12 protein-coding genes and 1 tRNA gene are annotated in these 20,479 nt (G+C 60.4%); 8 read left to right on the forward strand and 5 right to left on the reverse strand.

Going from position 1 to position 20,479, the window contains the following annotated elements; translation table 11 throughout:
- Positions 1-95: 95 nt before the first annotated feature.
- The 3 genes from NML54_RS05940 to NML54_RS05950 form a co-directional block, all read right to left on the reverse strand.
- Positions 96-1,277 (reverse strand): FAD-binding oxidoreductase, encoded by a 1,182-nt coding sequence (locus tag NML54_RS05940; protein WP_254756611.1) that lies wholly within the window; start codon positions 1,275-1,277, stop codon positions 96-98.
- A gap of 646 nt (positions 1,278-1,923) precedes the next feature.
- Entirely contained in the window at positions 1,924-2,394 is a 471-nt protein-coding gene (locus NML54_RS05945; protein WP_254756614.1) for an RrF2 family transcriptional regulator, read from the reverse strand.
- A 356-nt stretch (positions 2,395-2,750) separates the two neighbouring features.
- A complete protein-coding gene (locus NML54_RS05950; RefSeq protein WP_254756616.1) occupies positions 2,751-4,601 on the reverse strand; it encodes a phosphoenolpyruvate carboxykinase (GTP) in 1,851 nt (616 codons plus the stop codon).
- 498 nt (positions 4,602-5,099) lie between these two features.
- On the opposite strand from NML54_RS05950, the gene NML54_RS05955 reads away from it, so the two are divergent.
- From NML54_RS05955 to NML54_RS05975, 5 genes are all read left to right on the forward strand, one after another.
- Positions 5,100-5,175: transfer RNA gene (locus NML54_RS05955), tRNA-Arg, on the forward strand.
- A gap of 385 nt (positions 5,176-5,560) precedes the next feature.
- Positions 5,561-7,171 carry a DNA repair protein gene (locus NML54_RS08900; RefSeq protein WP_305882354.1) on the forward strand — a complete coding sequence of 537 codons (1,611 nt, stop codon included), beginning with the start codon at positions 5,561-5,563 and terminating at the stop codon, positions 7,169-7,171.
- A complete protein-coding gene (locus NML54_RS05965) occupies positions 7,161-8,414 on the forward strand; it encodes a cell wall biosynthesis glycosyltransferase (RefSeq protein ID WP_254756618.1) in 1,254 nt (417 codons plus the stop codon). Before NML54_RS08900 ends, NML54_RS05965 begins: the two co-directional genes overlap by 11 nt.
- 279 nt (positions 8,415-8,693) lie before the next feature.
- A complete protein-coding gene (locus NML54_RS05970) occupies positions 8,694-9,014 on the forward strand; it encodes a 2Fe-2S iron-sulfur cluster-binding protein (RefSeq protein ID WP_254756620.1) in 321 nt (106 codons plus the stop codon).
- Between the two features lie 2 nt (positions 9,015-9,016).
- The gene (locus NML54_RS05975; protein WP_254756622.1) at positions 9,017-9,952 is read left to right on the forward strand and encodes a DUF4232 domain-containing protein; all 936 of its coding nucleotides are present in this window, start codon (positions 9,017-9,019) and stop codon (positions 9,950-9,952) included.
- A gap of 153 nt (positions 9,953-10,105) precedes the next feature.
- Here the strand turns inward: NML54_RS05975 and NML54_RS05980 are convergent, their stop codons facing one another.
- Positions 10,106-10,693 (reverse strand): malonic semialdehyde reductase, encoded by a 588-nt coding sequence (locus tag NML54_RS05980; RefSeq protein ID WP_254756624.1) that lies wholly within the window; start codon positions 10,691-10,693, stop codon positions 10,106-10,108.
- 148 nt (positions 10,694-10,841) lie between these two features.
- Between NML54_RS05980 and NML54_RS05985 the strand changes: the two genes are divergently transcribed.
- A complete protein-coding gene (locus NML54_RS05985) occupies positions 10,842-16,460 on the forward strand; it encodes a DEAD/DEAH box helicase (protein ID WP_254756626.1) in 5,619 nt (1,872 codons plus the stop codon).
- Between the two features lie 268 nt (positions 16,461-16,728).
- Here NML54_RS05985 and NML54_RS05990 read toward each other — a convergent pair whose 3' ends face one another.
- Positions 16,729-17,313: a TetR/AcrR family transcriptional regulator gene (locus NML54_RS05990; RefSeq protein WP_254756628.1), complete on the reverse strand. Its 585-nt coding sequence runs from the start codon at positions 17,311-17,313 to the stop codon at positions 16,729-16,731.
- A gap of 574 nt (positions 17,314-17,887) precedes the next feature.
- Here NML54_RS05990 and NML54_RS05995 point away from each other — a divergent pair.
- Positions 17,888-19,033, forward strand: coding sequence for a pseudouridine synthase (locus NML54_RS05995; protein WP_254756630.1), 1,146 nt, complete (start codon positions 17,888-17,890; stop codon positions 19,031-19,033).
- A gap of 163 nt (positions 19,034-19,196) precedes the next feature.
- Positions 19,197-20,459, forward strand: coding sequence for a glycoside hydrolase family 76 protein (locus tag NML54_RS06000; RefSeq protein WP_254756632.1), 1,263 nt, complete (start codon positions 19,197-19,199; stop codon positions 20,457-20,459).
- Positions 20,460-20,479: the final 20 nt, after the last annotated feature.

Consider the following 20,479-nt stretch of genomic DNA (forward strand, 5'->3'; position numbering starts at 1 on the left):
TTTGAGTTTTAAAAACCCGGCTAGGTTCTCCTATCTCAGAGGGAGAACCTAGCCGGGTTTAAGAAACCTAGCGGACGAGCCGGCTTACGAGGTTTTTACGCCTCGCGTGCCTGGTCGTGGAGCATCCACTGGTCGGGGCCAAAGATTTCGTAGTTGATGTTCTTGCCGGGAACGCCTGCCTCCACCAGTGCGGAGCGTACGCCCTGCATGAAGGGCAGCGGGCCGCAGAGGTAGACGTTAGCGTTGGCGGGAACATCCAGCTTGGAGACGTCGACACGGCCGGTGAAGTCGCCACCCTCACCCTCGATGAAGGATACGAGGCGTGCGTTGGGCATCTTGCCGACGAGCTCGGCGAGCTCTTCACGCAGGGGCCAGGTGTCCAGGCGGCGGTCTGCGTGGACCACGGTCACGGGGCGCTCGGAGCCCTTCTCAATCAGCTCGGAGAGGAAGCTGAGCATGGGGGTGGTGCCGATACCTGCGGAGAAGAGGTACAGCGGTGCCTCGGGGTCGCCGAAGCCTTCCAGGGTCAGGTCACCGTAGGGGTTGGAAAGCTCAACGGCTGCGCCAACTTCCAGCTCGTGCAGGATGGAGGTCATCTCGCCGTTGGGGTCGAGCTTCACACCGATGCGGCGCTGGTTCTTTTCGCTGGGCAGCAGGGTGTACTGGCGTGCCTGGCGCAGGCCGTCGCGTGCGGGAACGACGATGGAGATGTACTGGCCGCCCTTAGACTCGGTCATGGGGGTCTCGTCGGCGGGCTCGAAGGTCAGCACGATGACGTTCTCACCGGTCTCCTTGCGGTCAACGACCTTGAAGGGTGCGAACATGACGTCGTTTGCCTGGGAAGCGTACAGGCCCTTCTCCAGCTTGATGAGGGCGTTGCCCATGAGCCAGTAGACCTCGGTCCATGCCTCAACAATTTCCGGGGTAGCCAGGTCGCCCAGGTTAGCGGCGATTGCCTCGAAGAGGTACTTGTAGACGGTGGGGTACTCTTCTTCCTTCAGACCCAGGGATGCGTGCTTGTGTGCAACGCGAGAGAGGACCTCGTCGGGGTAGGAGTTCGGGTGCTCGACAATGTAGGAGGCAAACACGGCGATGGAGCCTGCCAGCGCCTTGGGCTGGGTACCTTCGAGCTGGGAGGAGCGGGAGAACATGCCGTCCATCAGGTCGGGGCGAGCGGCGAACATTCGACGGTAGAAGTCGGGGGTGATGTCGTTAATGCGCTCAGCAATGATGGGCAGCGTTGCCTCAATAATGGGGCGGTACTTCTCGGAGAGCATGTCTTGCCTTCTTCCTGTGTGGTCACCTCGGTCGTTGTGATGATGCCCTTGATATGTGTGATGCTAGGGCGTTCACTCGGACAGCTCAGTTAGTGACGGAGTGTTTATAAAGTACCCTTACCGTAGCATTTTGCGGGGTGTTTGCGCTGAGTGCAGGTCACTCCCTGCGGGATATTGAGGGGTCTAGGCGAGACTTATGGTTCAGCTTGACTCAAAGAGAGAGCCCCGCGTCACACTATATATTTTCAGCACTGTTTTTGAGTTTGCCGGGTGACTAGCCCCGAAGTGTGCATAAAAATTCTGGAATAAAAATATATTTACTATGGAAAGTATGTAGTATGGTGCAAAAATGAATATGGTCACATTTTCTGCATTTGAAAAGCAAAATTGCAATATTCTGCATTCCCTGCACAAATTGAGGACTCACGCAGGTTACAGCAGCCACGCAAGCAACGGTAAAATACTCCCCACTCCCCTCGAAAAACCCCTGCAAGAAACCCCTGCAAGAAAGCCGAGAGACCCCCGCGTGAACCGCCCAGCAGCCCCCGCATCAACCGCAGAAAAACCCTAAACTTCGTGTTAAAACTCTATGGAGCCTCCCACCGGAAAGCTCCACAGGTACCACGTATTCCTTTAGCGTGCAGGCTTAGCGCACAGGCAACGCATTCTCCGGAGGCGCGAAGCCTAGCTCCACAAATATCGGACCAACGGGATGTGCACCGGCAGTCAACTCGCTAATCACAACAGAGTCCACCGAAGCATAGAACGCCTCACGAGCCTTCGCCAGCACGTTGCGCAGGCGGCAGAACTTATCGAGGGGGCAGTGGCCGTTCTCATCCTCACACTCAATCATGGGGATATCGCCCTCAGTAGCACGAAGAATAGTGCCGACGGTCGCAGAACGACCAGCATCGGAAAGCATGACGCCCCCGGCGCGACCGCGAGTCGAATCCAGGTAACCCATGTTCACGAGGAAAGCCACAGCCTTCGCCACGTGGTTATAGGGAGTGTCCACTCCCTCAGCGATCTTCTGAGTGGAAAGCTTCTGACCGGGCTCCAGAGCAGACAGGAGCATCAGAACGCGGAGCGAGACATCCGAGAATGCTGTCAAACGCATGGATACTCCTTCTAATCTCTCGTGCCGCTACATATCAATACATGCAGCAGCGTATATGCGCAGCTCGTGAAAGCTGTAAACATTCAAAAATCTTACATTGGAATTGTATAGGGGCGGCAAGATAGGCAAGAAATTATGGATAGCCACTTCTGCACCAACCCACCCCGCGAGGATTTTAAAGTATTTTTCAAGAGCAAGTGGACTGCATAGCCTTACACTCACGCCTTTGCGAGAAAACTTATCACTCCCCCCAACTGACGAGGATTCAAATTTCCCCAACGGAAGGAAGGGGCGGAATCTCACCGAGAGATTCCGCCCCTTCAAGGCGCTAAACCTTAGGTATTAGCTGGAGTATCTTAGTCCTCCAGAGCCTTCGCCAGAGCATCGCGCTGTTCGCGAACCTCAGAGGGCAGCTTGTCGCCGAACTTCTCAAGCCACTCGTCGATGCCGGGCAGTTCAGCGGCCCATTCTTCCTTCGAGACAGCCAGAGCAGCCTTCAGCTCGTCCTCGGAGATTTCCAGACCGCTCAGGTCCAGGTCTTCCTTGGTGGGAACGGTACCCAGGAAGGTCTCCTGGCCGCCAACCTTGCCGTCGAGGCGGTCGAAAATCCACTTCACAACGCGAGAGTTCTCGCCGAAGCCGGGCCATGCGAAGCCACCGTCGGGGGTGCGACGGAACCAGTTAACGTAGTAGACCTTCGGCATGTTCTCGGTGCCGTGCTTCTTGCCCAGGTCCAACCAGTGCTTGAAGTATTCACCAGCGTTATAGCCAATGAAGGGCAGCATTGCCATCGGGTCGCGGCGAATCACGCCGACAGCGCCCTTAGCAGCCGCGGTGGTCTCGGAGGAGAGGGTAACTGCGCGGAAGACGCCCTGCTCCCAGCTCTCGGACTCGGAAACCAGCGGGATGGTGGTCTTACGGCGACCACCCAGAACGATAGCGCTCAGCGGCACACCCTCGGGGTCGTAGTACTCGGGAGCGAGCATGTCGACCTGGGATGCAGGGGTGCAGAAACGGGAGTTCGGGTGAGCTGCCGGGCGGCCGGACTCGGGGGTCCAGTCCTTACCGGTCCAGTCGGTCAGGTGTGCGGGAACCTCGTCGGTCTTACCCTCCCACCAGACGGAGCCGTCGTCGGTCAGTGCAACGTTTGTGAAGATGGTGTTGCCCTTGGCGATAGCCTTCATAGCGTTCGGGTTGGTGGAGTAACCGGTGCCCGGTGCCACGCCGAACAGACCAGCTTCGGGGTTGACCACGCGTGCCTGGTGGTTCTCGTCGAACTCGATCCATGCGATGTCGTCGCCGACCATCTCCGCCTTCCAGCCGTCGATGGTGGGCTCCATCATTGCGAAGTTGGTCTTGCCACATGCGGAGGGGAACGCTGCGGAGATGTAGCGAACCTTGCCCTCGGGGTTGGTGACCTTCAGGATGAGCATGTGCTCTGCCATCCAGCCCTCGTCGCGACCGATAACGGATGCGATACGCAGTGCGTAGCACTTCTTACCGAGCAGTGCGTTACCACCGTAACCGGAGCCGAAGGACCAGATTTCGCGGGTCTCGGGGAACTGGACGATGTACTTCTCGGGGTTGCAAGGCCAGGGAACATCTTCCTGACCGGGCTCCAGGGGCGCACCAACACTGTGCAGAGCCTTGACGAAGAAGCCGTTGGTCTCGTTCAGCTTGGCAAGAACGTCCTTACCGATGGTTGCCATGATGCGCATGGAGCAGACAACGTATGCGGAGTCGCTGAGCTCAACAGCAATCTTGGGGTTCTTAGCCTTCAGGGAGCCCATGACGAAGGGAATGACGTACATGGTACGACCGCGCATGGAGCCCTCGAACAGGCCGGTCAGGGTCTGCTTCATTTCGACGGGGTCGCGCCAATTGTTGGTCGGGCCTGCGCCTTCTTCAGTCTCGGAGCAGATGAAGGTGCGCTCCTCGACACGTGCAACGTCGTCAGGATCGGAGAAAGCTGCGTAAGAGTTCGGGAATTCATGATCGCTAAGGCGAACGAAGGTACCGGCGTGAACCAGTTCCTGTGCCAGGCGGTCATATTCTTCCTGGGTGCCGTCGACCCAGTAGATGTGTGCGGGCTGGGTCAGTGCCGCAACCTCGCGAACCCATTCCAGGAGGCCCTGGTGGGTGGTGGGTGCGCTCTGAAGCTCCTTTTCGAGTTCGGCAGAGAGAGTACGAGTTGAGGTGTCAGCCATTGACATTTTCCCCTTCAATCGGTGGCCCGGATACTACATTGATCCGGTTAGGTCTGCGGTAACAAAGAAGCAGTTAAACACTACAAGCGTGCAAACAATGGTGAATATGCACGCTTGGACAGTCTCCACTTCCTCGTGATGCTTACAGAATAACGCATTAATGGTCTGTAGAGCTTTCTATGACGCCATTTCTTAAGTTCTGCGCATCACATTCTTAGAGTACGAGAAGATTTCTGTAAAGAATTTTTAGGGCTTATGGCGAGATTTTTCAGGGATTTCAGGGACCTGTAGCGCCGATTTTAGGGCGCGAGAAAATATTTTGAAAAAATTTTACGACACGAAAAACCCCGGAATCATGCGGCAAAACAGGGTATTATCGAGTCTTTCAGAGGGGTTTTTGGGTCAATTTCAAGTTTTTCGGCTTGCACACCCTTGAGAACATCCGTATAGTAGTACCTGTTGCCGCGACGGGTTGAAGAAATCCGAAGCGAGGAACATGCGCCTGTAGCTCAACGGATAGAGCATCTGACTACGGATCAGAAGGTTGGGGGTTCGAATCCCTTCGGGCGCACCACCGATTCCCGGTTCTTCGGAACCGGGGATTTTTTGTATGCCCGGAAGACGTACCCAGAAGACACGCCCGGGAAGATATGTTTGGGGAGAAGCCCGCCCAGAAAACGCTCTGCCAAAAGCCCCGGGGCAGAGCTCAACCCACCGCGCGGCACGACATGCTGTAACACGACACACTGCGGGCTCTAGCTAGGTGCAGCAAGGACGCTCCACCAACTGACGCTGTCCCATCTGTGTCAAAAACCGTGCCTAAAAGCGCCCCAACCTGTGAATCCGCAGGTTTATGCTCCCAGATGACGTGCTCCGGGGCACACCCACCAAAAAACGCCTAGGATGGAAAGAGGACCCTCCACGCATAGGTTGGAGAGTAGACAACACAAAGGAGCACTATGGCACAGCTATCCATTCCGCAATCCCTGATAGGTGCGCTCATTGATATTACTGATTTGGGAACCCTCGATTACTTCCCGCCCACCGAACGATGCGCCCACTGGTCCCTCTATGACGCGCAGCGCCAAGAGCTCCTCTGCCCTTGCGCACCCGCTGCCAACACCACAGTAGAAAAGCTCTTTGAGGCCGGGGCGAAGATTCTCTACGAGAATTTCCCGCGATATATCGATTCGCCCGAGGAAATCATTCCTTATACTTCCCGCCAGGAACTCGTTGCCGCCCTACGCCGCGGCGATGAGGAACCCAGCGACACTAAGCCTCCTGAAGAGGAACAGAACGAGCTGCAGGCAACCGAAGCTGCCGAAGCCTCCACGGCTGAGACTCCCGTTGCAGAGACCAAGGAGGGTGTAGTTAGTGAGGACGCCGCAGTGAGCGCAACCGCTACTCCCCAGCCTGCAACCCCGAAGCCCGCAGCACCGAAGCCCGCGCCTGCCCCCGCGCTCTTTGCAGCCCGCGCGGCACAGGCACCCGCCCCGACTCCCAGCCTGCCGCAAGAAGCATCTGTGGAAGTACCCGCAGAGGCTACAGCTAAAAAGACGATTCCTGTACCGACGCCCAGCACGGTTACCCCTGCGACCCCCAAGCCTGTTGCACCGAAGCCGGCAGCGCCTACTCCCGGTACGCCCTCCCCCGGCATGTTCCGCAAGTCTACGCTGACCTTCCGTCCGCCGCGCATCGAAGAGTACCTGGAGGGTCTGCGGGCCCGCCAACAGGCTGCCGAAGCCGCAGAAGCTACTCATACGGCAGCATCTAGCGAGCAGGCACCAGTTGAAGAGTTGCCCGTACTCAGCCAGTCCCTACCGAGCGCGCCAAAGCCCGGTGCGCCGGTCCCCACTACTCCGACTGCCACCAATGCACCCGCCGCAAAGCCGGTAGCCGCCGAACCGACCGCACCTCACGGCGTCAGCGAAGAGGATCGCAAACGCAGCTACCGTCTGCGCCCGAGCCTGCGTGCCCGCCTCGAACGAGAAAACATCAGCGAAGAGCTCGTGCGCACCATCCTGCGTGAAGGCGCAGCAGAACGCCTCAATGACTGGACGATTCGCTTTACCCACGACGACTACCGAGTGGACGTAAACACCGCCTCCGCCGAAGTTATCACCGTCATTGACGAATACGACGCCGAATACAATGAAGCGGTACAGGCATCCCTGGCGCACGGCGAATACAGCTCGCTCAACGCCCTGGAACTCGAATTCAGCGAGCGCGCCCGCACCTTCTTGAAGAAGAACCCGCCGTTCGTCTTCGACCTGATGCTTAATGCTCTGGGCAACCCCGAGAGCGTGCGCATGGCTGAAGGCTGGACCCGCATCTACGCGGCGCAGGGTCTGGAAATTGCGGTTTCGCCCGATGAGCGGACCGTTCTGGCTCTGGCGAAGACCCCGGATTTCCATGTTCTGCACGCGGAGAACCTGCGCAAGGCACAGCTCGAAGAGCTCAGTAATACCCTGGCGAAGCAGGCGGAAGACTCAGAAAATGCCGCTAATCGGGTAGAAAATGGCATAGTCCAGGCAGAAAACACCACCGAGGAGGAAAATAATGTCCGCTAAGCAGATCACCATTCCTCTTGAGGTGTACGTTCGCCTGCAGGAGCTTGCGTCCCTCGCCGCCTATAGCTACCGCGATGAGCAGGGCTCCGAAGAGAACGCTGCAAGCGATAAGCCGTGGGATTTGCTCGCCAAGGATGGTGCCTCCCTACTCGATGAGAACGGCGCACTCAAGCCCGAAGCGGTAGAGCTCTACTTCACCCTCCTACCGCTTATTGCCCAGGAATTCGTGGAGCAACAGCAGGCACTCGTGGACGCATACCGTCAGGCACCCAAGCCCGCCGCTGCACGCGCCAAGATTCGCCCCTCCAACCAGCGCCTCATTCCGCTGACCGAGGTGCCGTTGGAGAACCAGCGTATTGCCGCGCGCATTGAGAAGGAATTCTACGGTGACGTGCCGCCGCGCCGCCGCATCTACGGCGTGCTCCCCGGCGTCATGGATTACATGATGCGCCACGGGCTCACCTACGAGCTGCTGCTAGATATCATCGAATCCCCTGTAAGCACGGTGGTTCAAGAAAGCGCGCAAGAGAACCGTTACGGCCGCGAAGTCACCCTCTACACGCATGAAGAGGAAGGCTACCAGGTGGTGCTCAACCCCCTGACCGCCGAAGTGCTGGCGCTACGCCCGCTGCAGGCTCTCGCCGGAGGCTACCAGCTCTCCCCCGAGGCTCAGGCTCAGCTCAAGTCGCTCGGACTGACCGGCGAGTACATTACCCGCATCCTGGATGAGGCCGAGGATCGCCGCCCGATTCCCGGCAGTAGCCGCACCGTGTACTCGCTCAACGGCTACCAGGTGGAGTTCTCGCACTCCGATCAGCAGGTAATTCGTATTAGTCGCGGCACCGCACCCAACCGCAGCCCCTTCGAATCGCAGCCGAGGATGAGCGGTACAAAGAGGCAGCGCGGTCGCAAAATCCCGCACGATGTGGACGCATTCGTGCAGCTGTTGCAGGAGCACGGCTTCACCATCACCATGGGCGGTAAGCACTACGATATTCGCCACGAGAAGCTGGCTCCGGGTCAGAAGGCGGTCACCTCCGTGACCCCCTCAGATTCGCAGCGCTGGCATCTCAACTCGGCACGCCAGATCCGCAATACCTTCGGCATCGACCTGCGCTACGCCAATCCGCGCGATAGCGTACGCGGTATTGTGCGCGGCCCCGGAGGAAGCGTCCAGAATTCCGATAACCACAGCGCAGAAAAGCAGGACACCGAGAAGGCTACGGAGAAGGAATCAGAGTAGGTCTTCGTCACCGTTATAGCGCGCCTGCCTGCCGGTTCTTTATACTGCCCCCAGCATGTTTTTGCGTCTGGGGGCAGTATTCATATACGACTATATCCCGCGTTATCAGGGCTTTAAGAGGTAGACTGAGGACAATACAGGCATACTATTCAGCATAAAAATTAATATGCGTTCCCGTGATATGCGTGACGGTAGGGTTGGGGATGCGCCACAAAGTACGGTGATTAACAGCCCCTACCTCTACAATAGAAACGCATCACTACAGAAGAAGGAGAACGCATGGGCGTAACGATTAAGGTCACTGACGAAGCAGGCGTAAACTACGACATTCAGTGGGAAGACCACCACACCCTCCTGGAAACCCTCCAGGCTAACGGTGTGCCGGTACTCGCAACCTGCGGTGGTAACGCATCCTGCGCTACCTGCCACGGCTTCATCGACCCCGAGCACTTCGAAGCTTCCGGTGAACGCACCGAAGCTGAGCAGGATCTGCTCGACATGGTTGACGATGTTGCAAACGAGTACTCCCGCCTGTGCTGCCAGGTCGAGTACACCCCCTCAATGGATGGAGCAACGATTCAAATGCAGGCGGCGATGTAATCATGTTGAAATCGGCTCAGGTACTCGCATCAACCACCCTCCTCTGCTGCGTGCTCGCGCTCAGTGGATGCGGCGCGTCCCAGGCCGGTCAGGAAGCTGAAGGCACCTCGGCGCAGCCGAGTGCTTCGGCTTCGGTCAAGCCCGGCACGATTCGAGTAGCTTCTGGCGGGCCTACCGCTTCGGTGACTCCGGGCTCCATTACCGTGGTGAACTCCCCCGAGGCGGAGAACCGCGGCTCTTCCTCTGGGCACTCCAAGTCTTCTTCCCACACCGAGAATCGCAAGTCGAAGCAGAACTCTGGCTCTCATTCTTCTGGGTCCTCCCGCGAGGGTTCCGAGCAGAGCAAGTCAGACGACTCTGCGGATTCTCAGCAGGATTCCCAGAAGAGCTCAAACTCGTCTTCACGGTCCGGTTCTAACTCTTCAGGTGACTCGTCGAACTCCTCGGGTTCTTCGAGCTCGTCGAATTCTTCCAATTCTTCGAACTCCTCCAATTCCTCCAGCAGCACTGTTGCTGAGGGCCCGACCCAGTGCGATCTGGACGACCTGAACATTTCGGTTACTGTGGGAGAAGGCTCCCCCGGCGCCCGAAACTACACCCTGCACTTCCAGAACTCTTCGGATGCTTCCTGCATCCTGCGCGGCTACCCGCGTGTGGTGCATGCGGGTCCTTCGGGAACCTGGGTTGGCCGTGAGGCTTCCACTTCCGATGAGTACATGAACTCTGCGGGCGTGACCCTCAACCCCGGCGATAGCACCACCGCGGTACTGCGTTCGGTGTACCCGGCACGCTTCGGTGACGATTGCGGTGGCCGACCGGTTCAGGGCTTCCTGGTGGGCCTTCCTTCCGGCTCCGGTGGCGTGATTGTTCCGCTGGATACGACCGCTTGCTCTTCGTCTGTTCCGCAGCTGTCGGTGGGTCAGTTTGGTGCCCGCTAACGCGGCGTTGCAGATGTGAACACTCTGGCACCTCTTGTGCGCCTATAGTTCCATATAGTTCAAGGGCGGTTCCCCATCACGGGGAACCGCCCTTGAACTATCTATAAGCCTAAAACTGGGGTTTAGCTTTAGTCATGCCGTAGGCGCGCGCTCTTAGAGGGAGCGAGCAACCTCATCGTGGCTAAAGCGTACACCGCGCGGGTATGCAGGAGCCTCGCCGTGGCCGATGTTGACGATTAGGAACGGGATCTCTGCATTATCCGCGAAGAATTCCTTCTTGATGCCGGCGAAGTCTGCGCCAGTCATGGGGCCAGCGTCCAGGCCGAGGGCGCGGATTGCGGTGATGAAGTAGCCTGCCTGCAGGTGAGCGCTCAGCTCAGCGGCGGGGGTCGCAAGCTCCTCGGTGGTGTAGAAGCCCTTGATGAAGCCGGCAGCGTTGGGGTTGAAGATGTCGGCGTGCTCTACCCAGTTCGCGTCTGCGGAGAGGATTGCGGTCACCGGTGCCCCCTGGGTCTTTGCCTTGTTACCGTCTGCCAGGTGTGCGACGAGACGCTCGCGCGCCTCGGGGCTCTTGACCCAGGTGATGCGCAGGGGCTGGTTGTTGAAGGCGGTGGGGCCGTAGAAGGTCAGTTCCTGGATGCGGCGCAGCTGCTCGTCGGTGACGGGTTCCTCGGTGAAGGAGGAGACGGTGCGCGGCTCGTGGAAGAGGCTGATGAGCTGTTCTTCGTTCAGGCGGGTCATGGTGAGGCTCCTTTGGGTTGTTCTCTCAGTCGATTACTTTACAGGTAAAATATTACATGTCCTGCGGAGACACTGTCAAACACATCTTCCTCCCCCAACCCCCAACAATTCAAGAGGCGCACACCATAAACCCCGCCATAATAGATACATGACCGACGCACTCTCCCACTTCTCCGCCCCCGTACGCGACTGGTTCCGCGCCACCTTCAGCGCACCCACCGCCGCCCAAGAAGGCGCCTGGGAGAGCATCCGCAACGGCAACAACACCCTCATCATCGCCCCCACCGGCTCCGGCAAAACCCTCGCCGCCTTCCTCTGGGCACTCGACGCCCTGCACCGCGAATACGAAGCCGGAACCGCGGGCGGCACGCGCATCCTCTACATCTCGCCCCTCAAAGCACTCGGCGCCGACGTCGAACGCAACCTGCGCGCACCGCTGACCGGAATCACGCGCCTGAGCGAAAACAACACGGGCGAACCGAACATCAGCGTGGGCGTGCGCAGCGGCGACACCCCCGCACGCGAACGCCGCCAACTCATCAGCAACCCGCCCGACATTCTCATCACCACCCCCGAATCCCTCTACCTCATGCTCACCAGCGCTGCCCGCAACACCCTCGCAGGCATCACTACCGTGATCGTGGACGAGATTCACAACCTCGCCGCCACCAAACGCGGCGCACACCTGGCGGTCTCCCTCGAACGCCTCGACGCACTCCTCGAAAAGCCCGCACAGCGCATTGGACTCTCCGCAACCGTCGAAAACCCGGAGGCGGTCGCCCGGTTCCTCGGCGGCGTTCAGCCGGTAACCATCATGAGCCGTCCAGTTGCCAAAGAATGGGACCTGCGCCTGAGCGTGCCCGTACCCGATATGGCGGCACTTGGAGGCGCCAACGACTACGGGCAAGGACTCCACGCCCCATCAGAGTATGTCCCCTTAGAATATGCACCCTCGGAGGTGCCAGGCGGCGGGACTACGCACTCCGCTTCTGCCGGCTCGCCGCAGGGCACGGCACAGCCTATCTCTAGTGCCGTAGACATCCCGGCAAACGCACCCTACACACTGGAAGATGCCATTGGCGTATTCCCCGGGCAGAAAACCGGGCAAGTAAACCCGGCGCAGGAACCCGCGCAAGAAACCGGGCAAGTAAACCCGGTGCGACAGGGCGATAACACCGCGCCCAAAAATACACTCACCATCCCGGAAGGGGCACAGCATGAGGGGGCACTGCACGAAAAGGCACTGCGATACGCCCCCGATAGTGAGCGCCCCGAGACCTCCATCTGGCCGCGCGTGCAGGAGCGTATTGTCGACCATATTGAGAACAACCGTTCTACAATTGTTTTCGTTAACTCGCGTGGACTAGCGGAAAAGCTCACCGCAGCACTCAACGATATTCACCTGCGACGCATCCTCGCAAAGCAGGGAATCGACCCCGAAGACTACGCGGCAGGCATCTGCGACATCGCCGAAGTGCCGCCGCTCGCCCGCGCGCACCACGGCTCCGTGTCCAAGGAACAGCGCACCCTCATCGAGGAGGCGCTCAAGGGTGGAACCCTACGCTGCGTGGTCGCCACCAGTTCCCTGGAGCTGGGTATCGACATGGGTCACGTGGACCTCGTAATCCAGGTGGCGGCCCCTCCCTCAGTTGCCTCCGCACTGCAGCGCGTGGGTCGCGCCGGACACCGCGTGGGCGAAATTTCGCGCGGATTCTTCTACCCCAAGCACCGCGGCGACCTGCTCGGCGCAACCGTCACCCTCGCCGGAATGCGCAGCGGAACCCTCGAGCCGCTTGCCGTCCCCACCAACCCCCTGGATGTACTCGCACAGCAGACCGTCGCCGCCTGCGCATTGGGCCCCATCAGCGTGGACTCCTGGTACGAGGCGCTACGCCGCAGCGCACCCTACGCCGACCTGCCGCGCACCCTCTTCGACTCCGTACTCGAAATGCTCGCCGGACGCTACCCTTCCGACGAATTCGCCGAACTGCGCCCGCGCATCATCTGGGATCGCACCCCCACCGAACAGGCGCCCTCCGGCAGTATTGAGGGCCGCCCGGGTGCGCAACGCCTCGCCGTCACCAGTGGCGGCACGATTCCCGACCGCGGTCTCTTCCCCGTCTACCTGGTCAGCGGCGATGAAGAGCGCGGCCCCAAGCGTGTGGGTGAGCTCGACGAAGAAATGGTGTACGAATCCCGTGCTGGCGAGGTCATCACCCTCGGCGCGAGCAGTTGGCGTATTGAAGAAATTACGCACGACGCGGTGCGGGTCTCCCCCGCGCCCGGTCAGCCCGCGCGCCTGCCTTTCTGGCACGGCGACCGCATGGGCCGCCCCTACGCCCTGGGCGTGCAGACGGGTGCGTTCACGCGCGCCCTCTCCAGTCTGGACGCAACCGATAGCACCGCCGCCCGCCAGCAGCTCGAACAGCTCGGACTGGACACTTGGGCGGTCGATAACCTGCTTGCCTACCTGCGTGAGCAGCGCGAATCCACCGGGGCGGTCCCTTCCGACACTCGCATGATTGTGGAGCGGCACCGCGACGAACTGGGCGATTGGCGCGTGGTCCTACACTCACCGCTCGGCTACGGGGTGCACGCACCCTGGGCGCTGGCGGTGCGCGCCCGCATTGAGGAGCGGTACGGAGTGGACGCCTCCGTCATGGCGAGTGATGACGGCTTGATTCTGCGCCTGCCCGCTATGGAGGATGTGCCGCCCGGCGCTGACCTATTCCTCTTCGACCCGGACGAGCTGGAGGCGATTGTCACCGAACGCGTGGGCGATTCGGCGCTTTTTGCGTCGCGGTTCCGTGAGAATGCGGCACGTGCCCTGCTATTGCCGCGCCGTGATCCAGGTAAGCGCACCCCGCTGTGGCAGCAGCGTCAGCGTGCGGCGCAGCTGCTGGATGTGGCGCGTAAATACCCTGATTTTCCGGTGCTTTTGGAGACGGCACGCGAGTGTCTGCAGGATGTGTACGATGTTCCGGCGCTGGTTCAGGTGCACCGTTCGTTGCAGTCTCGGGCGGTGTCCATGCTGGAGGTTGAGACGAACGACCCTTCGCCTTTTGCGCGCACCCTGCTCTTTGAGTACGTTGCCGAGCACCTCTACGACGGCGATGCGCCCGCCGCCGAACGTCGTGCTGCCGCGCTGTCGCTGGACCCGGCACTGCTGGCTGAGTTGCTGGGGTCGAGCGGTCTGCGCGACCTGCTGGATCCGGCGGTTCTGGTGCAGACTCAGCAGCGTCTGCAGCGCACGGGTGAGCGTTACCGCGCCTGCGGTATGGAGGGCGCGGCGGATCTTTTGCGTCAGCTGGGTCCGTTGAGCGCGCGGGAGTTGAGTCTGCGCTTGCGGGCTGAAAACCCGCGGGCTGAATCTGCGGCACACGGTTCTCAGGATTTCGGCGAGTCCGAGGACTCTGAAAACTACGGCGAGGAGTACGGCGAGGAGTACGGCGAGGAGTACGGCACGCACGCCAGCACAACTGAGGCGCGCACCCTGGCGGAAGAGCTGGTGCGCTCGCGCCGCGCGTTCTCGTTCCTGGGAGCTGCCGATGGTTCCGCCGAGCCGCAGCTGTACTATGCGGTGGTTGAGGATGCCGCGCGTCTGCGCGATGGGCTGGGCATTATGCCCGCCGCGGCGCTTCCTACTGCTCTGTTGGAGCCGGTCGCGGAGCCTTTGGAGGATCTGGTTTCTCGCTATGCGCGCACCCATATTCCCTTCACGGCGCAGCAGGCGGCGGAACATTTTTCACGCCTGACCCCGACGGGTGTGGGCATGCTGACTCCGGTGTTGCAGCGTCTTCAGCAGCAGCGCCGCCTGAGTTCCGGCGAGTTCCTGCCCGAGGTGTTGCGTGCCTTAGGGTCTGCCGGTGTTGAGTGGGTGGATGCGCAGGTTTTGCGCACGATTCGTGCCCGTTCTCTGGCGGCGTTGCGTGAGGAGATTGAGCCGGTATCGGCGCAGGTCTATGGCGTATTCCTACCCTCGTGGCAGAACGTTCGTTCTTTATCCGTGCGGGTTACGCAGACCCTGCCGGAGGCGAGCGCCTACGGTGCGTTCATGACCTCCCGCCGCACCGCCACGGTGGTGGGCGAGAGGGTGGCGCCCCTCGGCACAGCGGCACCCAACCCGATGACGCTCAACCCGTTGGCTGAGCACGGCGCAGAACGTACGGGACAAGGTTCCGCCTCCGCCACGGAGGATCTGCTCACCGCCATCGACCAGCTGGCGGGCGTGCGCGTACCTGCTTCCGCGCTGGAGACGCTGATTCTTCCGGCGCGCGTGCCCGGCTACCAGCCGCACATGCTGGACGAGCTTATGGCGAGCGGCAAAGTGTTCTTCACCGGCGCCGGGCAGCTCGGCGGCGGCAACGCCCAGAAGTCTGACGGCTGGATTCGCCTGCATTTGAGCGAGAGTTCCTCGCTGACCCTGGGTGAGCTGACCACAGGCAAGGACTACCCGGAGCAGCTGTTGCGCGCGGAGAACCCGGAGCTCTGGGAGGCACTACAGGCTCCGGGCACGCTCGAGCACGCCATCTATGAGGCGCTGGCTCACGGCGGTCTGTTCGTGCCGGCGCTACGTGAGCGGGTAGCGCAGCTGATGAGCGCGGCGGCACCTGCCGGTCAGGTGGTGACTTTCCCGGATGCGGCGCAAGTTTCGGCGGAGCTGTGGCGCCTGGTATGGGCTGGTGTGGTGACGAACGATAGTTTCGCGCCGGTTCGGGCGATGCTTGCGGGTGTCCGCAGTGCGCATCCGACTCCGGCTGCCCCTGCGCGTCTGTCGCGGGTGGGTCGCCGCGGTGCGGGTCGTATTGCGGCGGCGCGCGCCTCCATGGGTAACGGCATGGCGGGCGGCTACGGCGCTGATGGCTATAGTTCCAGCGGCTACTCTGCACCTGCCGCCGGGCTCGGTCTGCGTTCCCTGCGCGGCGGGTTCCATGGCGCCGCTCCCACTGTTGCCCCGCAGGATAGCGGTCGCTTCTCACGTGTGGACACGCTGTTGCAGGAGCCGGTGGAAGCGACGGTTGCGGCGCTCGCACGTGCCGACCTGCTGCTGGACCGCTACGGTGTGCTGACTCGCGGGTGCCTGCAGGTGGAGGATTCTGCCGGCGGGTTCTCGCAGCTGTACCGAATCTATTCGGCGGCTGAGGATCGTGCGCTGGTGCGTCGCGGCTACTTTATTGAGGGTTTGGGTGCGGCGCAGTTTGCCGCCCCCGCGACGGTGGACCTGCTGCGTTCTACCGCCGATAGCCTCAGTATTCCCGCAGGTCCACAGGATTTTGGTGCGAGCGCCTACACGCCGCAGCGTACCGATACGGAGCGTGTGTACGGCACGTTCACGGTGACCCTATTGGCGGCGACCGACCCGGCGAACCCGTACGGTGCGGCGCTGAGCTGGCCCGCGATTCCCTCCTTTGCGCACGAGGGCACCGTGAAGCACCGCCCGGCACGCAAGGCGGGTGCCTGCGTGCTGCTGGTGGACGGCGCACCGGTGCTCTATGTGGAGCGTGGCGCGAAGACCCTGCTGGCTTTCACCACAGACCCGGTACTTCTGGAGGCGGCGGCCCCCGCCCTGGCGCGCCTGGTGTCCGCCGGTGGGGCGGAGAAGATTTCGGTGGAGAAGGTCAACGATGTGGAGCTTTTGGGTACCCACACGGTGAGTACTCCCGGCGGCGAGGTTGTGGAGCATCCGGTGGAGGCGCTGCGTGCGGCGCTGCAGGCGCAGGGTTTCTACGCAACGGTTCGTGGCCTGTCGCTACGCCGTTCCTTTTAGACTGGGCAGAACCTCAAGCTTAGCCTCAGATTAAATTATTTCTTCAACCTCAACTTGAGCATCATAATGCCCCGCACCCTCACGGAAGGGGGTACGGGGCATTATGATTCCCTACTCACGAACCGGGTGGTGTTCCCGGAGTCCACCACGTCGCAAGCGGCGTAGCGGAGGAATAACCGCCCGGATGTCCACGGCGCCTTCGCCCTGGAGCACATAACCAAACATCGGAGCGGGAAGTCCTGTGTTGACCTGTCACCTCTTGAGGCGGCTAGTAGCCGCCGGTGAGAGTATCCACGACACCCAGGCACAGGTCGATAGCTTCTTCAAGCCCGAGCCCGCGGGAGCGAACGGTGCGCCGATTGCGGGGGTTGAGCTGCACGACATGCAGGGCGAAGTAGTCGACGAGCTGCAACCAGCCTCCGAGGATGACGCGGGTGCGGTCATTAATCGGCATGCCGGTGCGTTCAAGCATCCATTCGAGGTAGTCGGTGGGGTTGTTCGGGAAGTCCTCTCCACCGGGGGTGGGGACACCGGCTACGACGAGGAAATAGGTGCGCAACTCCCTGCGGAGTGCTTCCTCGGGGTTTTCGTGATGCTCGCCGAGAGCCTCAAGGACTGCGTTGGCTTCGCGTCGGGTGACAGCTGCCGCCAGGGATTCCTTGCCGGGGAAGTAGTGGTAGAGCAGGGCGCGGGTAATGCCTGCGTCGCGGGCGATAGCACTCATGGAGGCACCGAGCACGCCGCGACGAGTGAAATGTTCTGCAGCGATTTTCAGAATTTGCTCTTCGCGTTCGTGCGGCTCCATGCGCAGGGCACCGGTGCGAGGCTCCGCATTCTTCTGTGAATGTTCCATAACCTCTCCTATCGCATTTTCCGGCGCTTTGGAATTGTCCGATTGCACCGCTGTATTTGGGGGTGTTCTTTTACCCTCTGCACCCTTGCGCTGTTTCTGTCCCATTTCGACCCCTTCGTTCGAAATATCGAACTTCTGTGTCTTAATCGTACCGCTATAACGCTACTTTCAGCCTTTATTAAAGTGTTTATGACGTAGGGTGCCCAGGTTAGCATGTCTTTAATTACTTTACATCTTTTATACTTAGAAAAACCAAAGGGGCTAAATTGAGGGTTATTGATTTATGATTTGACAGCATTTTCGAAAATACCGCACTTAAACGCTGTTTTTTGTAAAATTAATGTAATTTTTTTAAATTAAATGTCCAATAATTTCAAAAATTTTGTGAAGTTTTCGTTTTCTGTTCCACGTATTTACACAAACATTCATGAGTGTCAGACAAAACTGTCTTCTGCAACCCCACACCAAGCCCACGACAATATTTCTAGCCGCCTCATCCGGCAGGTGGTCCGGCTCAGCTTACCTCGATCCTAACCCCGCTCAGGTGATAGGGTTCAGGCGGTAGAGTAGAGCCATGCCCGCACAGAACACCGCACGCCCCGATACACAGCAGGGAATACAGTCCGCTTATCAGGCAAAGCCTGCACGCCGCACGCATCGCCGTCTGCTGACCCCTCCGCTGGCTCAGAAGAATGGCATCGACCCGATTCCGCTGATCCTGCCGCTCTTGGAGGAGCTCCCCGCCGAGCTCACCCCGAACAAAACCGCACCGAACAATACGGCTCCGGCAACCATTGCAGATTACCTGATTGCGCGCTTCTACCCGAACGACCCGCAGATTATTCACGCCCGCTTCAACACCGGTGAGGTGCGCCTGGATGACGGCACGATTCTGACCGGCGATAGCCCCTATATGCCGGGCGAGCGCATCTGGTACTTCCGTGAGCTTGCCGATGAGCCGCAGCTACACGCCGACATGCCGGTGCTCTATGAGGATGAGCACGTGCTGGCAATTGATAAGCCGCATTTTCTGCCGACCACTCCGCGCGGTTCCTATATTGCACAGACCGCGCTGACCAAGCTGCGGGTGCGTGAGCAGAACCCGCTGCTGATTCCGATTCACCGCCTGGATCGCCCAACCGCGGGCGTGCTGCTTTTTGCTAAGACGGTGGATGCACGCCGCCCCTTCCAGATGATGTTTCAGTACCGTCAGGTGTCGAAGACTTACCGTGCCGTGGCGCCGGTTCCTGCCGATGCCGCCGCCACCGAGCAGGCGTTAAGTGCGGAGGGACTGCAGGTGCGTTCGCATATTCAGAAGATTCGTGATCAGCTGCAGGTTCAGCAGCTTTCTGAGCAAGAGTGCGCGGTGCAGAGTGTGGAGCCGAATACGCTGACGACCGTGAAGATTCTGCGGACTTTCACCCCGAGTGCGCAGGCGGTTGAGGGGTGGCGTGCCGAGCCTACGCTGAACAAAAAACGAGAATGGGCGCTCTATGATTTGGCGCCTCACACCGGCAAGACGCACCAGCTGCGGGCGCACCTGAACCTTTTGGGTTCCCCCATTCTGGGCGATGTGCTCTATCCGCAGGTGCTACCCGACGGGCCAGACCGCCCGGACTACCCACTGCAGCTGCTGGCGTACAGTCTGCACTTTGAGCACCCCGTCACCGGCAAACCGGTGGATATATACAGCGGACGTTCGCTGACTGCCGCCGCCTAACCAGTTTTTGAGTGGCGTTCACCCCGTTCCCTGCGGTGCATTTTCTCGGCGGGCTCTCGAAAAGGGATCACATCCGAGAGTCCGCCCAGAGTACTCGGGCGTTCAGAGGGCAAAAAGTGGGATAATTTCAGACGTAATACTTCACCGCAACTACAGAGGGTCCATGAATTCCCAGCCGTCTTCCCACAACGAACAGTCTCTGGAGTCGATGAGCGAGTACGCCCAGCGCACCTCCTCGCACGCCGCTGCCGCAGCCGACAGCATCAGCGACACCTTCGTGCACCGCATCCTCGGTGTTCCCGGCACCCTCATCGGTTCCGTGCAGGTTCCCGACCCGCGCCCGCTGAGCCAGCGCCTGAACATTTGGCACTACTGGTGGCAGGCGCACCTGCTGGACTGTGTGATTGACGCCGGTCAGCGTCACCTGCGCGAGGGCGATATCGCTACCGCCCAGGAGGAGCTGCACCGCGCCCGCGCACTATTGCGCGGCATTAACGTACGTAATTACGGCCGCTTCGCGAACGACTACTTTGACGACATGGCGTGGCTGACCCTCGCGGTGGGCCGCATGAACTCCTTCTGCATTGAACTGACCGGCGCGAATGATGTTGCCGCCCAGGATGCTGGCGTAGCTCTCTTCGAGCAGTTGGCGAAGGGTCTCTCCCCGGTAGGTGGCATGAGTTGGCACAAGTCCAAGCGTGATTTTGTGAATGCTGCGGCAACCGCCCCTACTGCTCTGGCGTATGCGCGTGCGGGCGACCCGAAGACTGCCGCCGCGCTCATGGAGTGGATGAACGAAACCCTCTGGGATGCAGAACGTTCGCTCTATATTGACGGCGTGAACGTGCGCGGTGACGAGTACGAGTACGAGCACGGCGAATTCACCTATAACCAGGGAACCGCCCTGGGCGCGCTGCTGAGTTTGGCGGCATCCGGTGTGCCCTGCGAGGTGGATCCCGCCGAGCGCGCCGAGCGCCTCATCATCGGCATCGTCAAGCACATGACCGAAGAGGTGGAGTTCCTTTCCGGTGCGCGCCGCCGCATCCTCATCTCTCACGGTGACGGCGACGGCGGCCTGTTCACCGGCATTCTCGTGCGTTACCTGGGCATGGCGGCGTCCTCGCCGCTGCTTAGTGATGAGGCGCGAGCGCTTGCCTCGACTCTGGTGTACTCGACCGCACGCGCCCTGTGGGAGGGTCGCCGCGAGTTCGACCCCAACCTGCCGATGAACGAGTACGGCATTAACCCGAATGAGATTCGCGGTAAGGCGCTAGTGCAGTTCTCCCCGCGGTTTACCGAGCCGATGAGCAAGGTTGTGAAGCCCGGCGCGCCGGTGGAGCTGTCCGCTCAGGTGCAGGCGTGGACTATTTTTGAGACGGCGGCGCGTCTGGCGCATGCGCGTCACCTCGCCCCCCACAATTTCTAAAAGCACAGTTTCTAAAGCGG

The organism is Rothia gullae, from assembly GCF_024294905.1.
GTDB lineage: Bacteria > Actinomycetota > Actinomycetes > Actinomycetales > Micrococcaceae > Rothia.

Coding starts and splice junctions, on each gene's coding strand:
- NML54_RS05940 (WP_254756611.1), bottom strand. CDS start 1,277: ATGCTCTCCGAGAAGTACCGCCCCATTATTGAGGCAACGCTGCCCATC.
- NML54_RS05945 (WP_254756614.1), bottom strand. CDS start 2,394: ATGCGTTTGACAGCATTCTCGGATGTCTCGCTCCGCGTTCTGATGCTC.
- NML54_RS05950 (WP_254756616.1), bottom strand. CDS start 4,601: ATGGCTGACACCTCAACTCGTACTCTCTCTGCCGAACTCGAAAAGGAG.
- NML54_RS08900 (WP_305882354.1), top strand. CDS start 5,561: ATGGCACAGCTATCCATTCCGCAATCCCTGATAGGTGCGCTCATTGAT.
- NML54_RS05965 (WP_254756618.1), top strand. CDS start 7,161: ATGTCCGCTAAGCAGATCACCATTCCTCTTGAGGTGTACGTTCGCCTG.
- NML54_RS05970 (WP_254756620.1), top strand. CDS start 8,694: ATGGGCGTAACGATTAAGGTCACTGACGAAGCAGGCGTAAACTACGAC.
- NML54_RS05975 (WP_254756622.1), top strand. CDS start 9,017: ATGTTGAAATCGGCTCAGGTACTCGCATCAACCACCCTCCTCTGCTGC.
- NML54_RS05980 (WP_254756624.1), bottom strand. CDS start 10,693: ATGACCCGCCTGAACGAAGAACAGCTCATCAGCCTCTTCCACGAGCCG.
- NML54_RS05985 (WP_254756626.1), top strand. CDS start 10,842: ATGACCGACGCACTCTCCCACTTCTCCGCCCCCGTACGCGACTGGTTC.
- NML54_RS05990 (WP_254756628.1), bottom strand. CDS start 17,313: ATGGAACATTCACAGAAGAATGCGGAGCCTCGCACCGGTGCCCTGCGC.
- NML54_RS05995 (WP_254756630.1), top strand. CDS start 17,888: ATGCCCGCACAGAACACCGCACGCCCCGATACACAGCAGGGAATACAG.
- NML54_RS06000 (WP_254756632.1), top strand. CDS start 19,197: ATGAATTCCCAGCCGTCTTCCCACAACGAACAGTCTCTGGAGTCGATG.